Source organism: Tabrizicola piscis (assembly GCF_003940805.1).
Lineage (GTDB): Bacteria > Pseudomonadota > Alphaproteobacteria > Rhodobacterales > Rhodobacteraceae > Tabrizicola > Tabrizicola piscis.
Map to the genome: position 1 here is coordinate 826,508 of NZ_CP034328.1, position 15,811 is coordinate 842,318.

The 15,811-nt window shown below is 64.9% G+C and carries 15 protein-coding genes; 10 read left to right on the forward strand and 5 right to left on the reverse strand.

All coding sequences use genetic code 11. The annotated features are described in order from the left end of the window. Positions 1–7: 7 nt before the first annotated feature. Both rpoH and EI545_RS03975 read right to left on the reverse strand, forming a co-directional pair. Entirely contained in the window at positions 8–904 is an 897-nt protein-coding gene (gene rpoH, locus EI545_RS03970) for an RNA polymerase sigma factor RpoH (RefSeq protein ID WP_125324268.1), read from the reverse strand. A 184-nt stretch (positions 905–1,088) separates the two neighbouring features. Beyond that, positions 1,089–2,174, reverse strand: coding sequence for an RluA family pseudouridine synthase (locus tag EI545_RS03975; RefSeq protein ID WP_125324269.1), 1,086 nt, complete (start codon positions 2,172–2,174; stop codon positions 1,089–1,091). Here EI545_RS03975 and EI545_RS03980 point away from each other — a divergent pair. From EI545_RS03980 to EI545_RS04025, 10 genes are all read left to right on the forward strand, one after another. Then, a complete protein-coding gene (locus tag EI545_RS03980; protein WP_245990273.1) occupies positions 2,173–2,511 on the forward strand; it encodes a DUF6476 family protein in 339 nt (112 codons plus the stop codon). The genes EI545_RS03975 and EI545_RS03980 overlap by 2 nt on opposite strands. A gap of 132 nt (positions 2,512–2,643) precedes the next feature. Then, a complete protein-coding gene (locus EI545_RS03985) occupies positions 2,644–4,080 on the forward strand; it encodes an amidase (protein ID WP_125324270.1) in 1,437 nt (478 codons plus the stop codon). A gap of 51 nt (positions 4,081–4,131) precedes the next feature. Further along, entirely contained in the window at positions 4,132–5,229 is a 1,098-nt protein-coding gene (locus tag EI545_RS03990; RefSeq protein ID WP_164517200.1) for an ABC transporter ATP-binding protein, read from the forward strand. Then, entirely contained in the window at positions 5,229–6,137 is a 909-nt protein-coding gene (locus EI545_RS03995) for an ABC transporter permease (RefSeq protein ID WP_125324271.1), read from the forward strand. Before EI545_RS03990 ends, EI545_RS03995 begins: the two co-directional genes overlap by 1 nt. After that, entirely contained in the window at positions 6,130–6,954 is an 825-nt protein-coding gene (locus EI545_RS04000) for an ABC transporter permease (RefSeq protein ID WP_125324272.1), read from the forward strand. Before EI545_RS03995 ends, EI545_RS04000 begins: the two co-directional genes overlap by 8 nt. Before the next feature lie 22 nt (positions 6,955–6,976). Beyond that, complete coding sequence (locus tag EI545_RS04005) at positions 6,977–8,002, forward strand: extracellular solute-binding protein (protein WP_125324273.1); 1,026 nt, start codon at positions 6,977–6,979, stop codon at positions 8,000–8,002. A gap of 132 nt (positions 8,003–8,134) precedes the next feature. Further along, on the forward strand, positions 8,135–9,556 hold the full coding sequence (locus EI545_RS04010; protein WP_125324274.1) for an amidase: 1,422 nt from the start codon (positions 8,135–8,137) through the stop codon (positions 9,554–9,556). Between the two features lie 25 nt (positions 9,557–9,581). Further along, the gene (locus tag EI545_RS04015; RefSeq protein WP_164517201.1) at positions 9,582–10,517 is read left to right on the forward strand and encodes a Gfo/Idh/MocA family protein; all 936 of its coding nucleotides are present in this window, start codon (positions 9,582–9,584) and stop codon (positions 10,515–10,517) included. Further along, the gene (locus EI545_RS04020) at positions 10,514–11,206 is read left to right on the forward strand and encodes an acylneuraminate cytidylyltransferase family protein (RefSeq protein ID WP_125324276.1); all 693 of its coding nucleotides are present in this window, start codon (positions 10,514–10,516) and stop codon (positions 11,204–11,206) included. The genes EI545_RS04015 and EI545_RS04020 overlap by 4 nt, the downstream gene beginning before the upstream one ends. Further along, a complete protein-coding gene (locus EI545_RS04025; RefSeq protein ID WP_164517202.1) occupies positions 11,203–11,994 on the forward strand; it encodes an SDR family NAD(P)-dependent oxidoreductase in 792 nt (263 codons plus the stop codon). The genes EI545_RS04020 and EI545_RS04025 overlap by 4 nt, the downstream gene beginning before the upstream one ends. Before the next feature lie 75 nt (positions 11,995–12,069). Here EI545_RS04025 and EI545_RS04030 read toward each other — a convergent pair whose 3' ends face one another. From EI545_RS04030 to neuC, 3 genes are read right to left on the reverse strand one after another with little or no spacing between them, the layout of a single operon-like run. Then, positions 12,070–13,392, reverse strand: coding sequence for a 3-deoxy-D-manno-octulosonic acid transferase (locus EI545_RS04030; RefSeq protein WP_125324278.1), 1,323 nt, complete (start codon positions 13,390–13,392; stop codon positions 12,070–12,072). Further along, a complete protein-coding gene (locus EI545_RS04035; RefSeq protein ID WP_245990275.1) occupies positions 13,389–14,642 on the reverse strand; it encodes a 3-deoxy-D-manno-octulosonic acid transferase in 1,254 nt (417 codons plus the stop codon). Before EI545_RS04035 ends, EI545_RS04030 begins: the two co-directional genes overlap by 4 nt. Then, on the reverse strand, positions 14,629–15,750 hold the full coding sequence (neuC, locus tag EI545_RS04040; protein ID WP_125324280.1) for a UDP-N-acetylglucosamine 2-epimerase: 1,122 nt from the start codon (positions 15,748–15,750) through the stop codon (positions 14,629–14,631). Before neuC ends, EI545_RS04035 begins: the two co-directional genes overlap by 14 nt. Positions 15,751–15,811: the final 61 nt, after the last annotated feature.

Consider the following 15,811-nt stretch of genomic DNA (forward strand, 5'->3'; position numbering starts at 1 on the left):
AATTTCATCAGGCGGGGATCACCATCCCCTTGCCCTTGGCCAGTTCCCGCATCTTGGCCTGCAGCTTTTCAAAGGCCCGCACTTCGATCTGGCGGATCCGCTCGCGGCTGACACCATAGCTTTCGCTCAACTCCTCCAGCGTGACCGGTTCTTCCGACAGGCGGCGTTGCATCAGCACGTCCTTTTCGCGGTCATTCAGCACGGACATCGCCTGAAACAGCAGCGCCCGCCGCGCATCAAGTTCATCCTTGGCTTCATAGGCTTCGGCCTGATCGCTGTCTTCATCCTCCAGCCAGTCCTGCCATTGGGTGGAACTGTCACCATCCGACCCGACGGTCGCGTTCAGGCTGGCATCCGACCCCGAAAGGCGGCGGTTCATGTCCACCACCTCGGCCTCGGTCACACTCAGATCCTTGGCGATCTGGGCCACGTTTTCGGGCCGCAGGTCGCCCTCTTCCAGCGCGCCGACCTTGGCCTTTGCCTTGCGCAGGTTGAAGAACAGCTTTTTCTGCGCGCTGGTGGTGCCAAGTTTCACCAGGCTCCACGACCGCAGGATGTATTCCTGAATGCTCGCGCGGATCCACCACATTGCATAGGTCGCAAGGCGGAAGCCCTTTTCGGGATCAAACCGCTTGACCGCCTGCATCAGGCCGACGTTCGCCTCACTGATGACCTCGGCCTGCGGCAACCCGTAGCCCCGATAGCCCATGGCGATTTTGGCCGCCAGCCGCAGGTGGCTGGTCACCATCTTGTGCGCCGCTTCGGTATCCTGATGGTCCACCCAGCGTTTGGCCAGCATGTACTCTTCCTCAGGCTCCAGCAGCGGAAACTTGCGGATTTCCTGCATGTACCGGTTCAGCCCCTGTTCCGGGCTGGGTGCAGGAAGGTTTGTATAGGTGCTCATGTCATGCCCCCTTGTCGTTCCGGTGCATTGTGCCCCCGGAAGATCGCGTAATCTGAGGTAACTATCGGACGGACGCAACCGTTCCGCTTATACCCTCTTTCGATGGCAAATGTGCGTCAGTGCCCGGTATGTGAAGCGTTGTGACATTCTACTCACGAAAACGTCACCAAAATCTTGCGACGAGTCACGGTTCTGCTGGCACAGGCTGGCCCCGCAATCCCGCTATCAATTCGGCCATATCCTCTGGGAGCGGAGAGGTGAATTCCACCCTCTCTCCCGTGACCGGATGATCAAAGCCAAGACTTGCCGCATGCAGCGCCTGCCGGGGGAAGGTGTTGGCCCGCCCTGCCCCTGCGCCAAAGACCTTTTCCGACAGCCGCCGCGTGCCGCCATAGGTCTGGTCGCCCACAAGCCCGTGGCCCGCATAGGACAGGTGCACCCGGATCTGATGGGTTCGCCCGGTTTCCAGCCAACATTCCACCAGCGCGGCTTCGCCGGAAAACCCCTCGATCACCCGGGCACGGGTGACCGCATGGCGGCCACTTTCCCACACGACCGCCTGACGCTGCCGGTCGGTCTTGTGGCGGGCAAGGCCGGTGGCGATCCGCAGGATGCCCCCCGCCTCGAAGGTGACCCCCCGCAAGCCGCGCAGCCGCGGGTCCGACGCCTGCGGTACGCCGTACACCACCGCGACATAGCGGCGGGTGACCGAATGATCCTCGAACTGCCGGGCCAAGCCGTGATGCGCCCTGTCTGATTTCGCGACCACCAGAAGCCCGGTCGTGTCCTTGTCGATCCGGTGAACGATCCCCGGCCGCCGTTCCCCGCCGATGCCCGAAAGCGTGTCACCGCAGTGGTGCAAGAGCGCGTTGACCAGCGTTCCCGAAGGTGAACCGGGCGCGGGATGCACCACCATTCCAGCAGGCTTGTCGATGACGATCAGGTCGTCATCCTCAAACAGCACGGTAAGGGGAATGTCCTCGGCCAAAGTCTCAACCGGCGCGGCGGGGGCAAGGGTCAGAACGTAGACCTCACCTGCCGCAACCTTGGCCTTTGGGTCCGTCACCGCCACGTCGTTGCGAAAGACGTCTCCGTCCGCGATCATCCGCATCAGGCGTGAGCGGGACAAGGACGCTGCCTCTGGCACCGCGGCGGCAAGCGCCTTATCAAGACGCGAGGGCGCATCTTCGCCAATCGTGACCGCAAGGGTTCCGCCTGCGGAAAGCCCGTCGGCCGCCACATCGTCACCATCCTCGAAAGCCTCGTCCATGTCCGATCCTGACCCGCAATTGTCCGCCCCTCCCGATGATCCGGAGGAGATGGCGCTGCCGCCCAGCCTGCGGCTGTTGAAGTGGCTGGTGATTGTGCTGACGATCACCTTGATCTGCGGGCTCATAACGGTGGTGGCGCTGATTGTCACCCGGATGCCGCAGGCCTTTGCCACCCAAGCCCCGATTGTGCCGGAAAACCTTGTCCTGCCGCAGGGCACGAAGGCTGCTGCCGTGACCTTTGGCAAGGGCTGGGTCGCAGTCGTGACCGAGGACGACCGCATTCTGGTCTTTGGCACTGACGGCACCTTGCGCCAGGACATCAGCATCGCACCCTGACCCCCGGAGCCCGGAGGTCGAACTTTTCGGCGCATTCGGGCCATGTCCGGAAACCGACCCCGTGGTGACGGGTATGGACTTGCCACTTGGCGGTGGCGGCTGCAGGGTTCGGGAAAACCGATGGGGGACTGGATGACCTGGGAATTTGGCGCGGCAGATGCAACGGCCTTGGCGGGCCTTGTGGCAACGGGAGAGGTGACGCCCGATGAACTGCTGGACGCAGCCCTTGCAGCGGTCGAGGCACATAATGGTGCGCTGAACGCGGTGGTCCTGATGCAAGAAGGTGTGGCCCGCAAGGCGATTGCCGAAGGCCTGCCAAGGGGGCCGTTCCGGGGTGTGCCCTTTTTGATCAAGGACCTTGGGATCGAGGCGAAGGATTTCCCCAGCCACAACGGCAGTCGTCTGCTGGCCAATACGGTCTACCGGGGTGACAGCAGCATCTTCAAGCGGATCAAGGCCACAGGCGTCGTGACCTTCGGACGCACGACCGCCCCAGAAGGCGGGATCGGTGCCGCGACCGAGGCAGCCGTCTATGGCGGCCCGACGCGGAACCCGTGGAACCTTGACCACACGCCCGGCGGTTCGTCCGGCGGGGCCGGGGCGGCGGTGGCAGCCGGCATCGTCTCCTTCGCGCATGGGTCGGACGGGGGCGGATCAGTGCGGATCCCGGCGTCAAGCTGCGGGCTTTTCGGGTTCAAGCCGACGCGGGCACGGCTGCCGGATGGCCCCTATGCCGGCGAGGGGTGGGCCGGGATGGCGATTGACGGGTTCCTCACCCGGTCGGTGCGCGACACTGCGGTCATGCTGGACGCCTGCGAAGGCGCAGACCTTGGAGCACCCTATTGGGCACCGCCCTTGGCGCGCGGCCATGCCGCCGCGATCAGCCGGCCACCCCGGCGGTTGCGGATCGCAGTGTGTGACACCACCCTGACCGGGGACCCGATCCACCCCGAGGTCGCTGCGGCGGTCCGTTCGGCAGCCAAACTTCTGGAATCGCTCGGGCATGTTGTCGAACCTGCCCAGCCGCGTGCTGATGTTCTGGGCATGATGCGGGCCTGGACAGACATCGTTGCCGTGGGCACCGCGCTTGGCATCCGGTCGGCGCTGAAAGGCCGGCCCCTGACCGCCGACCTTGTGGAGGGCGTCAGTCGCGGCGCCTGCGCCCATGCCGAAACCCTGCATCCCACCCGCTATCTGGAAGCGGTGGGGGAAATCCACGCCTTCGGGCGCCAGATGGCGGCGTTCTTCGATCAGGGGCCGGATATCCTGTTGACCGCCACCCTCGCCGAACCGCCCGCAAAAGTGGGCCGCTTCGACCACGCCACCGAAGATTACGTCGCCTACCGCACCGGGCCCGAGGGGATCTTCGCCTATTCGCCCTTCTGTGCCGCTTTCAATGCCTCGGGCCAGCCAGCGGCAAGTCTGCCACTGGGATGCTCGGCGGATGGCCTGCCGATTGGCATCCATCTGGCAGCCGCCTTCGGGCAGGACGAAACCCTGATTTCCCTGTGCGCAGAGCTTGAGCAAGCCGCCCCATGGGGGGCTCTTCGGGCACCGATGTCGCAGTGACGGGGAAGGAATCGCTTGTCAGCGCACAATCCAGCGTCTCAATATGATCAAATGAACAAAAGTGAAGGAGGTCTGACCTTGGCCGATGAGGTGACGATCTCTGCCCGCAATGTCGTCAAGGCCTTTGGCCAGGGTGCCGCGCAGATGCGGGCGTTGGACGATGTGTCGGTCGATATCCGGCGGGGGGAGTTCTTCACGCTGCTTGGCCCCTCTGGCTGTGGCAAGACCACACTTCTGCGCCTGATCGCGGGGTTCGAAATGCCCTCGGCCGGGACGATCCTGCTCGACGGGGCCGATATCACCACGCTGCCGCCGAACAAGCGGCCAGTGAACACGGTGTTCCAAAGCTACGCGCTGTTTCCCCACCTGACGGTGGCGGAAAACGTGGCATTCGGCCTGCAGATGTTGGGCAAACCGGCGGCTGAGGTGCGCGCGACGACCGACCGGATGCTTGCACTGGTGAAGCTTGAGGCATTGGCCAGCCGCAAGACGGCGCAGCTCTCCGGCGGCCAGCAGCAGCGCGTGGCCTTGGCCCGGGCACTGGCACCACAGCCGAAGGTCCTGCTTCTGGACGAGCCGCTCTCCGCGCTCGACCTGAAGCTGCGCAAGGAGATGCAGATCGAGCTTAAGCGCCTGCAGATGGAAACCGGCATCACCTTTGTCTTTGTCACCCATGATCAGGAAGAAGCGCTGACAATGTCGGACCGGATCGGCGTGATGTCGAACGGCAAGCTGCAACAGGTCGGCAGCGCCAAGGACATCTACACCCGCCCGAAGAACCGCTTTGTCGCCAGCTTCATCGGCGAGACGAACTTTCTGACCGGTGTGGCGGAGGCGGATGGCGTGCGGCTGCCAACGGGGGACCTGATCGCCCTGCCCTTGCCTGCGGCAGACACCGGACGGCCCATCACCGTGGCGCTCCGGCCGGAACAGCTGCGCCTTGGGGCGGCGGATGCCGGGGCGATCAAGGCGCGGGTCGCCTCGCTGGTTTATTTCGGCACGGACACTCATTGCCATTTGCACCTTGCCGACGGGACCGAGGTGGTCGCCCGTCTGCAAAGCCCGGCGGACGGCGAAAGTGGCCTTGTGCAGGGGCAAGAGGTGGGCATCACCTTCATCCCCGGCGCCACACAACGGGTGGAGGACTGATGAGCCCCGCCGAAGACAACGCCATCCGCACGTCGGCCCGCAATGGCTGGATCCTGTCCACGCCCGCGCTGGTGATCCTGTTCTTCGCGGCCTCGGGGCCCTTGCTGATCGTCCTGATCTATTCCTTCCTGACCCCGGGCCAACATGGCAACGTGGTCTGGGATTTCTCGACCAATGGCTGGGTCGGCATCCTGTGGTCCAAGGACATCTTCAGCGAAGAATGGATGCTGGCCGACGCGCATCTGGCGATCTTCTGGCGGTCGCTCTGGCTGTCCTTGATGACGACCGCCTTCACCTTTCTGGTGGGCTTTCCCACCGCATGGTTCATCGCCACAAGGCCGCCAAAGGAACGCGCGCTTTGGCTGTTCCTCATCACCATTCCCTTCTGGACCAACCTTCTGATCCGCACCTACGCGATCAACGAGGTGCTGCGGAAGGAAGGTTTGATGAACACCGTCCTGATGGGCCTTGGGATCACCGACTCGCCGATCGAGGTGCTCTATACCCAGACCGCGATCTTCATCGGGATGACCTATGTCTACCTGCCGCTGATGGTCCTGCCCCTGTTCGCCGCCATCGACCGCTTTGACATGAAACTGCTGGAGGCCGGGTATGACCTTTACGCCAGCCGGATGCAGGTGCTGCGCCGGGTGATCCTGCCCATCGTCAAGCCGGGGATCATCGCCGGGTCGATCCTCGTCTTTGTCCCCTCGCTGGGGGCCTATGTCACGCCGCGCGTGCTGGGCGGTGGCAAGCAGATGATGATCGGCAATTTCATCGAACTGCAGTTCCTGCAGGGCAAGAACTGGCCGCTCGGGGCGGCGCTGTCGATGCTGCTGCTGGTGATCGTGATGGTCGCGCTGCTGGTCTATGTGCGCTATGCCAACAAGGGGTCGTCCCATGGCTGAGCGTGGCTTTCAGGTCGCCCGTCTGCCGGGCTTTGCCACCACGGCGATCATCGTGTTCGTGGCGCTGTACCTGCCGATCTTCACGCTGGTCGCCTATTCCTTCAACGCCAGCACCTCGCTGGCGATCTGGGGCGGGTTTTCGCTGGATTGGTACGCCAAGGCCTGGGACAACAGCCAAGTGAAGGACGCCACCCTGCGGTCGCTGATCATTGCCAGCTTTGCCGCCGTCATCTCAACCACCGTGGCGACCATGGCGGCTTTGGGCACCACGCGGCGGCGGGCGTTCAAGGGTCAGACCCTGATCTATGTGATGATCAACCAGCCCTTGATGGTGCCCGAGATTGTGACCGCCGTGGCCCTTATGATCGTCTTTGGCCTCGTGAAGGTCTGGCTGACGGCCAACGGGATGGGTGCGCTGACCACGGGGCTGGGCTACCTGATCCTTGCCCATTCGGCCTTCTGCATTCCCTTCGCCTACCTGCCGATCCGCGCACGGCTGGAAGGGATGGACCTGACGCTGGAAACTGCCGCCGCCGACCTTTATGCTACACCTTGGCAGATCTTCCGGCGGGTGACCCTGCCGCTTCTGGCACCGGGGATGATTGCCGGGGCGATGCTGGCCTTTGTCATCAGCCTTGACGATGTGGTGATTACCGAGTTCGTGAAATCAGGCGGGCAGGATACTCTGCCGACCTACATGCTGGGCCAGATGCGGCGCCAGCTGACGCCCGAAATCAACGCCGTCTCGACCATGCTTCTGGGCCTGACGGTCGTGCTGCTGACCGCGTTCTTTCTTCTGACGCGCAAGAAAACCTGAAAAACCAACCGGGAGACTTCTGATGAAAAGAATGATGACCGCAACCGCCCTTCTGATGGCCACGACCGGCCTCGCCTCGGCCGAAGGGGTGCTGCAGCTTTACAACTGGGGCAACTACACCTCGCCGGAGCTTTTGGAGAAGTTCAAAGCCGAAACCGGGATCACCGTCACGGTCACCGACTATGACAGCAACGACGTGGCGCTGGCCAAGATCGAGGCGGGCGGGCATGGGTTTGACCTTGTGGTGCCGTCGGCCAACTATGTGACCATCTTCGCCGACAAGGGCCTGACCACGCCCCTCGACCTCGCCCGCCTGCCGAACCACGCCAACATCGCACCGGAATGGATGGACGTGGTCTGGGATCCGGGTCGCACCAACTCCATCCCGTGGCAGTGGGGCTCGGTCGGCATCGCCGTCGATACCGCGGTCTATTCCGGCGACATCAACACCAGCGCCGTCTGGCTGGAAGTCCCGGATGAGCTGAAGGGCAAGATCAACGTCGTGCCAGAGATGACCGACATCATCAGCCTGGCGACGCTCTATTACGGTGGCGAGCCGTGCAGCGAAGACCTTGAGGTCCTGAAAAAGGTCCGCGACGGCCTTCTGGCCGCCAAGCCGAACTGGATCGCGATGGACTACGGCGCGACCGAGAAGATGTCGAACAAGGACTGGGCGGCCTCGGTCAACTGGAACGGGTCCACCATGCGGGTGCGTGAAAACGTGCCGACCGTGGTCTATGGCTATCCGAAAGAGGGCTACACCCTGTGGATGGACAGCGTCATGCTGCTGAAAGACGCGCAGAACGTGGATGAGGCCTACGCCTTCATGGACTTCATCATGAAGCCCGAGAACGCGGCGCTGATCTCGAACTTCGCGAAATACGCGAACGGGATTGCCGGGTCGGAACCCTTCATGGACCCGGCCATGGCCACCGCGCCCGAAGTCGTGATCCCGGAAGAGCACAAGGCCAATGGCGTCTTCCTGCCGGTCTGCAGCGAAAAAGCGCGGGAATACATGACCGCGATCTGGACCGAACTGCAGAAGTAAGCGCACGTCACCAACCGGAGTGCCGGGGCCAAGGCCCCGGCACACCCCCTTCACTGGCGCGCGCCGCCGCGCGCGCGGCGGGGGCGCTTCGCCCCCCGCACCCCCAGAGAGTATTTGGAAAAGAGCAAGCCCATGCTTGAGGCATCCGCCACCGACCTCTCGGCCGCAATCCACGCCCGCAAGATCGCCCCGTCCGAGGTCATGGCCGCCCATCTGGCACAGGTGGCGGCGCTGAACGGCAGTGTGAACGCGCTGGTATCAACGCGCGACCCTGACGTGCTTTTGGCCGAGGCGCGGGCGCTGGATGATGTGAAGCCTGCAGGCTGGCTGCATGGGATTCCCTTTGCGGTCAAGGATCTGGTGGCGACGAAGGGTTTACGGACCACCTGGGGGTCGCCGATCTACGCCGACCATGTGCCTTTGACGGATGATCTGGTTGCCGCCCGGCTTCGCGCGGCGGGGGCGCTGTTCACCGCCAAGACCAATGTGCCGGAATGGGGCCAGGGGTCGCACAGTTTCAACCCGGTCTTCGGCGTGACGCGCAATCCCTATGACCTGGCACGCAGCGCCGGGGGGTCCTCGGGCGGGGCGGCGGCGGGGCTGGCGGCACGGATGCTCTGGGTGGCCGACGGGTCCGACATGATGGGATCGCTGCGCAACCCTGCCGCCTTTTGCAACGTCTACGGCTTTCGTCCGACCTGGGGCCTTGTGCCTGCGGATGCCGAGGGGGACACCCACCTTGCCACCCTGTCGACCGAAGGGCCGATGGCGCGCACGGTCGAGGATCTGGCGCGGCTGTTGTCTGTGCTTGCGGGCGAAAATCCGCAAGTGCCCTTCCCCCGCGCGGTCCCAGACCTGCTGGCGGGCCTTGACCGGGGCATCAAGGGCCTGCGCATTGGCTGGCTGGGCGATTGGGGCGGTGCCTACCCGATGGAGCCGGGGATCCTTGACGCCTGTGACGCGGCCCTGAAGCAGATGGAAGAGATGGGTGCGGTGGTCGAACCGCTGCCACCGCCATTCCCGGCGGAAAAGCTGTGGCACTCCTGGACCACCCTGCGCGCCATGCTGAACGCGGGGGGCAAGCGTGCCCTGGCCGAGGACCCTGCTAAGCGCGCCCTGACCAAACCCGAGACGATCTGGGAAATCGAGCAGGGGCTGACCCTGTCCGCGCAGGCGGTGCATGAGGCCAGCGTGATCCGCAGCCGCTGGTACGCCCATGCCGCGCGGCTGTTTGACCGGTTTGATGCCGTGGTCCTGCCTTCGGCGCAGGTCTGGCCCTTCCCCGCCGACTGGCGCTGGCCGAAAGAGATCAACGGGCAGCCGATGGACACCTATCACCGCTGGATGGAGGTGGTGATCCCCGCCAGCCTGATCGGCCTTCCCGCGCTGTCCGTTCCGGTGGGATTTGGCGCGCAGGGCCTGCCGATGGGCATGCAGATCATTGGCCGTTCGGGCGATGACGCCGGGGTGCTGGCGATCGGCCAGGCCTGGCACCGCGCGACGGAATGGCCACAGCAGCGCCCGCCTCTGGCAGGCGGCGACGTTTCGCGCTAGGCCTGCCCAAGGCAAAGGGGGGATCATGCGGGTTCTCGTCATCGGTTCCGGGTCCATCGGCCGCAGGCACCACGACAATCTTCAAACGCTTGGCGCGGCCTCGCGGCTGGTGTCGTGGCGCGCGGCCGGGTTGGACGGTGCGGTTGCCGAGATGGACCAGACCGACGCCGTGGTCATCGCGACGGCCACGGATATCCGCCTGCCCCTGATCGAAGCTGCCGCAGCGCGCGGGTTGCCAATCTATGTTGAAAAGCCGCTGGCGTTTCGGCCTGCGGAGGTGGAAGCGATTGCCGCCGTTGCTGCGCCGGTGGCGGATCGGTCGATGCTGGGCCTGATGCTGCGCTATCACCCGGCCGTTCGTGCCCTTGCCGCGGCGGACTTGTCCGACGTGTTCCAGTTTGCGCTGACCATCGGCCATGACGTGACCCAATGGCGCGAGAACTGGCGGTTTTCCGAAAGCTACGCCGCCCGGGCCGACGGCGGCGGCGTGCTGCTGGACCTGTGTCACGAGCTTGATCTGGCGGTCTGTCTGTTCCCCGGCTTGCAGGTCACGCGGGTGGAAAGCATCGGCCAGCCGGACTTTCCGGGCGTGGATTTCGCCAGCCGGATTTCGCTGCAAAATCAGGGGTGTGTGGGCGATGTGTCGATGGACTATCTGACGCCCCGACTGCATCGCCGCACGATCCTGCGGGGGCATGAACGGATGCATGACTTTGACTTTGCCACCCAGACCTATCAGGTGGTGGAAAGCGAGGGTCCCCGCCAACTGGACTTGCCCCTAGAACGAAACGCGATGTTTCTGGATGCGATGCGCGACTTTCTGGCGCTTGCCGGTGGGCTGCCGACCTCGGGCAACCCGCTGATCCCGCGCCTTGACCTGTGCCTGCCCTCGGCCCGCCTGGTCGCCTCGGCTTGGGCGGCGCGCGAATTCGTCGGTGTGATCACGAAGGAGATCCCATGATCCTTGGGCATATCGGTGCGCGCAAAGGCTCCAAAGGCGTGCCGCGCAAGAACTTCCGGATCATCCATGGCAAACCGCTGATCGACTGGTCGCTGGACCAGTTGTTTGCGCATCCGCAGGTGGACGCAGTGGTCGTGTCGACCGATGACGAAGAAATCTACGATCATGCGGTGGCCAAGGGTGCCCTGAAAATCGGGCTGCGGCCGGCGCATCTTGCGACCGATACCGCAGGAAAGTGGGGCGTCTGGCAGCATGCGCTGGAGGCTTCAGAGGCGCTGATCGGGCCAGTCTCGGCCTTCCTTGACCTTGATTGCACGTCCCCCCTGCGCCTGCCCGAGGATATCTCGGCGGCTTTGCAGCTTTACAATATCGAACATCCAGACCTCGTGATGAGCTGTTGTGAGGCCCGAAAGAATCCATATTTCAACCTTGTGGAGCCTGATGCCAGTGGGGCGCTGCATGTGTCAAAGCCCTTGCCCGGGGGCGTGGTCGCGCGGCAGCAGGCTCCGGTTGTCTACGAACACGCGGCGTCGACCTATGTCGTGTCGCCCGCCTATCTGAAGCGGGCGGGCGGGCTGTGGGCGGGGCGTGTGATCCCCTACCTGATGCCGCCGGAACGCTGCGTCGACATCGACACGCCGTTCGATTTCCGCCTTGTCGAATTTCTCATGCAGGAGGCCAACCCGTGACTGACCAGTTGAAGGGACGTACCGTCTTCATCACCGGATCCGGGGGGGTGCTGGGGTCGACCTATGTCCGCCGGATGCTGGCCGAGGGCGCGCGGGTGATCGGGTCGGACCTTCCCGGCCACCGGGCCGACGCGCTGGTCGAGGCGCATGGGGCGAACGACCGCTTTCGGTTCTATCCGCTGGATGTGGCGAGCGAAGATGAAGTGACCGCGATCTTCCAGCGCATCCTGAAGGATGGGTGGGAGCCGAATGTGGTGCTGAACAACGCGGCCATCACGGGTGAGCTGTTGATGGGGGCGGGGCAGGCGTTTCCGGACTTTGCCGACCTGAAGGTCAGCGACTGGGAGAAGACGCTGCGGACCAACCTGACGGGGCCGTTCATGGTGGCGCGGCAGATGGACCGGGACATTGTGGGCAAGTGGCCCTGCACGCTGATCAACGTGGCCAGCATGTACGCGCTGAATGGGGCGCATCATCGGATTTATGAGGGGATGCCGTTCAAGAATTTCTCGGCCTACGGGGTGACGAAGGCGGGGATCCATGGGTTGACGGTCTGGCTGGCGGGGTATTGGGCGGCGCGGGGGGCGACGGTGAACACCATCGCGCCGGGGGCGGTGTTCAACAACCACTCGGAGGAGTTTCAGCGGCGGGTGGGGGAATTGATCATGCTGGACCGGATGGCAAAGCCGGACGAGATTGCCGATGTCATGCTGTTTCTGGCAAGCGCGCAGGCGGGGTATATGACCGGGCAGATGGTCAATGTGGATGGGGGTTTCAGCGGCTGGTGAGGGGGTGTCCCGGGCAGGGACAGGTCTTGCAATCAGGTAGTTTCAATGACTTGGCCAAAGCCATTAACCCGGCCTTCACTTTTGGCCAAGGCGGGCGTCGAGGGCTTGCAGCGTCTTGAGCGCAGCCCCCGAATGGGCGGTGAAGAAGCTTGAGATGGCCTGCGCATCGGGGCCGGGCCAGTCGGTCAAAGCGGCGGTCAGGGCGGCGGGGGTTTCCACTCGGAGGCAGACGCCAGCGGCAATCGCCTCGACCGCCGGGTATTCGATGGTGTGGATTTCGGGGCCGACGATCACCGGCCGCTTCAGCGCCAGCGGTTCGATGATGTTGTGTGCGCCGTGGGGGGTGAAGCCGCCGCCGGTGACCACGCGGTCGGAGAGGGCGATGTAGAAATACATCTCACCCAAGGAGTCACCCAGAAGGATGTCGGCCTTTGGCGGTGGCCCGCCACCCCCATCCCCGCCCCAGGAGGGCGAGGGGAGGTGCCTGAGGCCCAGCGCTGCATCAAGGGCCTGACTGCGGCGGATCGTGTTCAGGCCGCGCGTGGCAAGGAGTTCGGCCACCTCGTCAAAGCGTTCGGGCTTCCGCGGGACGTAGACCACGAAAGGGTGTGAGGGGTGGTTGAGAGCAGCGGTGATGGCATCGAGATAGAGCGCATCCTCGCCTTCCACTGCCGAGGCGAAGGTGATGACGGGACGATCCCCTGACAGCGCGGGGCGAAGCGCCGTTGCGGCGGCGATCTGGGCGGGGGGGACGGGTTGGTCAAAGCGCAGCTCACCCGTCACGGTGATGTTCGGGACACCGACCGAGGCGAAGCGCTGCGCTTGGAGGTCGGATTTGACGAAGGCCCCGGCGTAGCCCTGCATCAACTTGTGACGCAAGGTGAAGCGCGCGTCGCGGGCCATTGATTTCGTTGGATATTGGGCGTTGCACATGAAAAGCGGCACGCCTGCCCCTTTGGCGGCGAAGATCATGCGGGGCCAAATCTCGATCTCCATCACCAGTCCGGCGCGGGGGCGGAAGGCGCGGAAGAAGCCCGCGTAGGCCCAGGACGTTTCAAACGGCACCCAGACGGCGGCAAGGCGCCCGGCGGCGATGTCGGGGGCAAAGACGCGGAGCGCCTCACGCCGGCCAGCGGGGGTGAAATGGGTCGTGACAACCGTTTCGCCCCGGTCGAGCAGCGCCCGGATCAGGGGGACGGCAGAGCGCACTTCGCCAAGACTGACAGCATGCACCCAGATGGCGCCACGCAGGCGCTGGGGGTAGCGGCCAAAGCGTTCGGCAAGGCGCTGGGAATAGAGCGGGTCTTTGCGGCCCCGGCGCCAGAGGTAGATCAGCACGACGGGCAGCCCAAGGTGCCAGAGGAGCGACCAGAGGCGGAGAAAGACCCAAAGCCTCATGCCAGCCCCGCAAGGCCAAGGAGTTCAGCGGCTAGGGGCGCAATGGAACCCTGCGCGCTGTCGGACAGCGCCTTGGCGCGGGAGGCCATGGCGCTGTGGTCATCCCCAAAGGCGGAGGCGAGCGCTTCGGGCGTGATCGAAAGCGCCCCCCCTGCCCCATGCAAGGCGGCAAAATCGGCGGCGAAATTGGCGATGCGGGGACCATGCAGGATGGCAGAGCCAAGGGCGGCGGGTTCCCACGGGTTGTGGCCTTCAGTCGCGCCAAAGGTGCCGCCGATGATCGTCACGGGGCAAAGGCGGAACCAAAGCCCCATCTCGCCAAAGGTGTCGACGACCCAGACATCCTTGTCCGGCCCCTCACCCAAGCTGCGGCGGGTGGCGGAAAGGCCGTGGTCATGGACCATGCCGACGATTTCGGCCCCCCGGTGCGGATCGCGTGGGGCAATGAGGAGGAGCGGCTTGTGCTGGGCCAACTTCAGGGCGGTCAGGGCCACAAGCTCATCCTCCGGGTGGGAGGAGGCGAGAAGCACAGGTTGGCGGCCTGCAAGCTGGGCGCGGGTGTCCCGCAGGGCCTGAGGGTCGGCAGCAAGCGGCGGCGCGGCGGCCTTGAGCGACCCGGTGGTGCGGACCCCTTTGGTGCCAAGGCCTTGCAGGTTCTGGGCCGTCGCACTGTCCTGCGCGGTGACAAGCTGAAACCGGGCGAAAAGATCGGCAAACAACCCGCGCCAGCGATAGCGGCGGGCGAAGGCGTCGGCGTTCATGCGCGCATTCACCAGCGCAAGCGGGATGCCGCGGGCATCGGTCGCCGCAACGGCACCGGGCCAAAGGTCCTGTTCCGCCCAGATCGACAGCGCAGGGCGCCAGTGGTCAAGGAAACGGGTCAGGTAGCCGGGCGCATCGAGGGGCAGGAATTGGTGGCGGGTTTTCGGCGGCAGGTTCTGGGCGAAAACCTGAGCCGAGGCGCGGGTGGTGGAGGTCACAAGGAAGTTTGCCTGCGGGGCCTGTGCCGCAAGTTCGGCAATCAGGCCGCGCAGCGCCAGAGTTTCGCCAAGACCCACGGCGTGACACCAGATCAGCGGGCCATTCGGGCGGGGTTGGCTGGCCTCGCCCAGTTTCTCGCGCCAGCGGTCGGGGTCGTCCTTGCCCTTGGCAAGGCGGCGTTTCAGGACGGCGGGCGCGACAAGCGGGATCGCGCGAGAGGCGATGAGATAGGCCCGAAGCTGGGGCCCCGGGGCCTTAGGCAAGGTCACGGAAGGCCTTTTGCAGGCTGAGCGTCCAGAATTCCGGGCGGGCGAGGACCTCGACAAAGCGCTCGGCCGCGGTGCCCTGGCCGAAACCTTCATGTGGCGTGGCCTGCCGGCCCCAGTGGGTTTGCAGGAATTGCCGGATCGCCGGACGATCCGCAGCCTCGCAGGCGGTGACGGACGGGGCGTCTGAGCGGTTGGTCTGGCGGGTGCCGATGTCAAGGGAAGGCAGGCCAAGGAACGGCGCCTCACGCACCCCGGCGGAGGAGTTGCCGACCATGCAGGCGGCGTTCTTCATCAGTTCCGAGAAATGCGCGAAGCGCATGGAGGGGAGGATGCGGAAGCGGTCCTGCGGCAGGGTGTCAAGCGTGGCGAAGATCTGCGCCGAGCCGGGGTCGTTGTTCGGGGCGATGACGACGAAGTTGCGGCCACTGTCGGCAAGGGCGCCGAACAGCGCGGTGGCCTGCGCGCCGATGGTGGCCTGTTCGCTGGTCACGGGGTGGAAGGCCACGATGCCGTAGTCGGTGAACGGGATGGCATAGCGGGTGCGCACATCCTCCAGCGTCACCCCCGAGGGGCGGGCATGAAAATCAAGCTCGGGCGAGCCGATGGTGTGGATCGTCTCGGCCGGTTCGCCAAGGGCCATGACACGGCGGGCGGCGGCGTCGGAGGACACGAAGTGATGGGTGCAGAGCTTGGTGTTGCAGTGGCGAAAGACCTCATCAATGGTGCCCGACACCTCCCCCCCCTCGACATGGGCGGAGCGGATGTAGTTGGTCGCGGCGACAAGGGCCCCGGCAAGCGCCTCGATCCGATCGCCGTGCAGGACGATGAGATCGGGCCGGTTGGCGGTGGCGAAGGCGGAAAAGCCGGTGATCGTCTGGGCAAGGACAAGGTCCTGCGGTTGGCCTTCGGTCTGGTTGGCACATTCGTGGGTGGTGACACCGGGCATCCGGCGCACCTCGTTCCGGGTCAGGCCATAGCGGTCCATCATGTGCATGCCGGTGACGTAGAAAGTGATCCGGTGCCCGGCATCGCGGGCGGCGGCGGCAAGGGGTTCGAGCTTGCCAAAGTCGGCGCGCGTCCCGGTGAGGAAAAGCAGATGGCGGGTCATGCGGGGGCCTTGGTCCTTGGCGGCGCGGTACGGGGACGGACTTGGGCTTATGGCCAGAAAG

Excerpts from the sequence above, each read along its gene's own strand:
- EI545_RS03995 (WP_125324271.1), top strand. The coding sequence starts at position 5,229 with ATGAGCCCCGCCGAAGACAACGCCATCCGCACGTCGGCCCGCAATGGC.
- EI545_RS03975 (WP_125324269.1), bottom strand. The coding sequence starts at position 2,174 with ATGGACGAGGCTTTCGAGGATGGTGACGATGTGGCGGCCGACGGGCTT.
- EI545_RS03980 (WP_245990273.1), top strand. The coding sequence starts at position 2,173 with ATGTCCGATCCTGACCCGCAATTGTCCGCCCCTCCCGATGATCCGGAG.
- EI545_RS03990 (WP_164517200.1), top strand. The coding sequence starts at position 4,132 with ATGAACAAAAGTGAAGGAGGTCTGACCTTGGCCGATGAGGTGACGATC.
- EI545_RS04030 (WP_125324278.1), bottom strand. The coding sequence starts at position 13,392 with ATGAGGCTTTGGGTCTTTCTCCGCCTCTGGTCGCTCCTCTGGCACCTT.
- neuC (WP_125324280.1), bottom strand. The coding sequence starts at position 15,750 with ATGACCCGCCATCTGCTTTTCCTCACCGGGACGCGCGCCGACTTTGGC.
- EI545_RS04020 (WP_125324276.1), top strand. The coding sequence starts at position 10,514 with ATGATCCTTGGGCATATCGGTGCGCGCAAAGGCTCCAAAGGCGTGCCG.
- EI545_RS04010 (WP_125324274.1), top strand. The coding sequence starts at position 8,135 with ATGCTTGAGGCATCCGCCACCGACCTCTCGGCCGCAATCCACGCCCGC.
- EI545_RS04005 (WP_125324273.1), top strand. The coding sequence starts at position 6,977 with ATGAAAAGAATGATGACCGCAACCGCCCTTCTGATGGCCACGACCGGC.
- EI545_RS04015 (WP_164517201.1), top strand. The coding sequence starts at position 9,582 with ATGCGGGTTCTCGTCATCGGTTCCGGGTCCATCGGCCGCAGGCACCAC.
- EI545_RS04000 (WP_125324272.1), top strand. The coding sequence starts at position 6,130 with ATGGCTGAGCGTGGCTTTCAGGTCGCCCGTCTGCCGGGCTTTGCCACC.
- rpoH (WP_125324268.1), bottom strand. The coding sequence starts at position 904 with ATGAGCACCTATACAAACCTTCCTGCACCCAGCCCGGAACAGGGGCTG.
- EI545_RS03985 (WP_125324270.1), top strand. The coding sequence starts at position 2,644 with ATGACCTGGGAATTTGGCGCGGCAGATGCAACGGCCTTGGCGGGCCTT.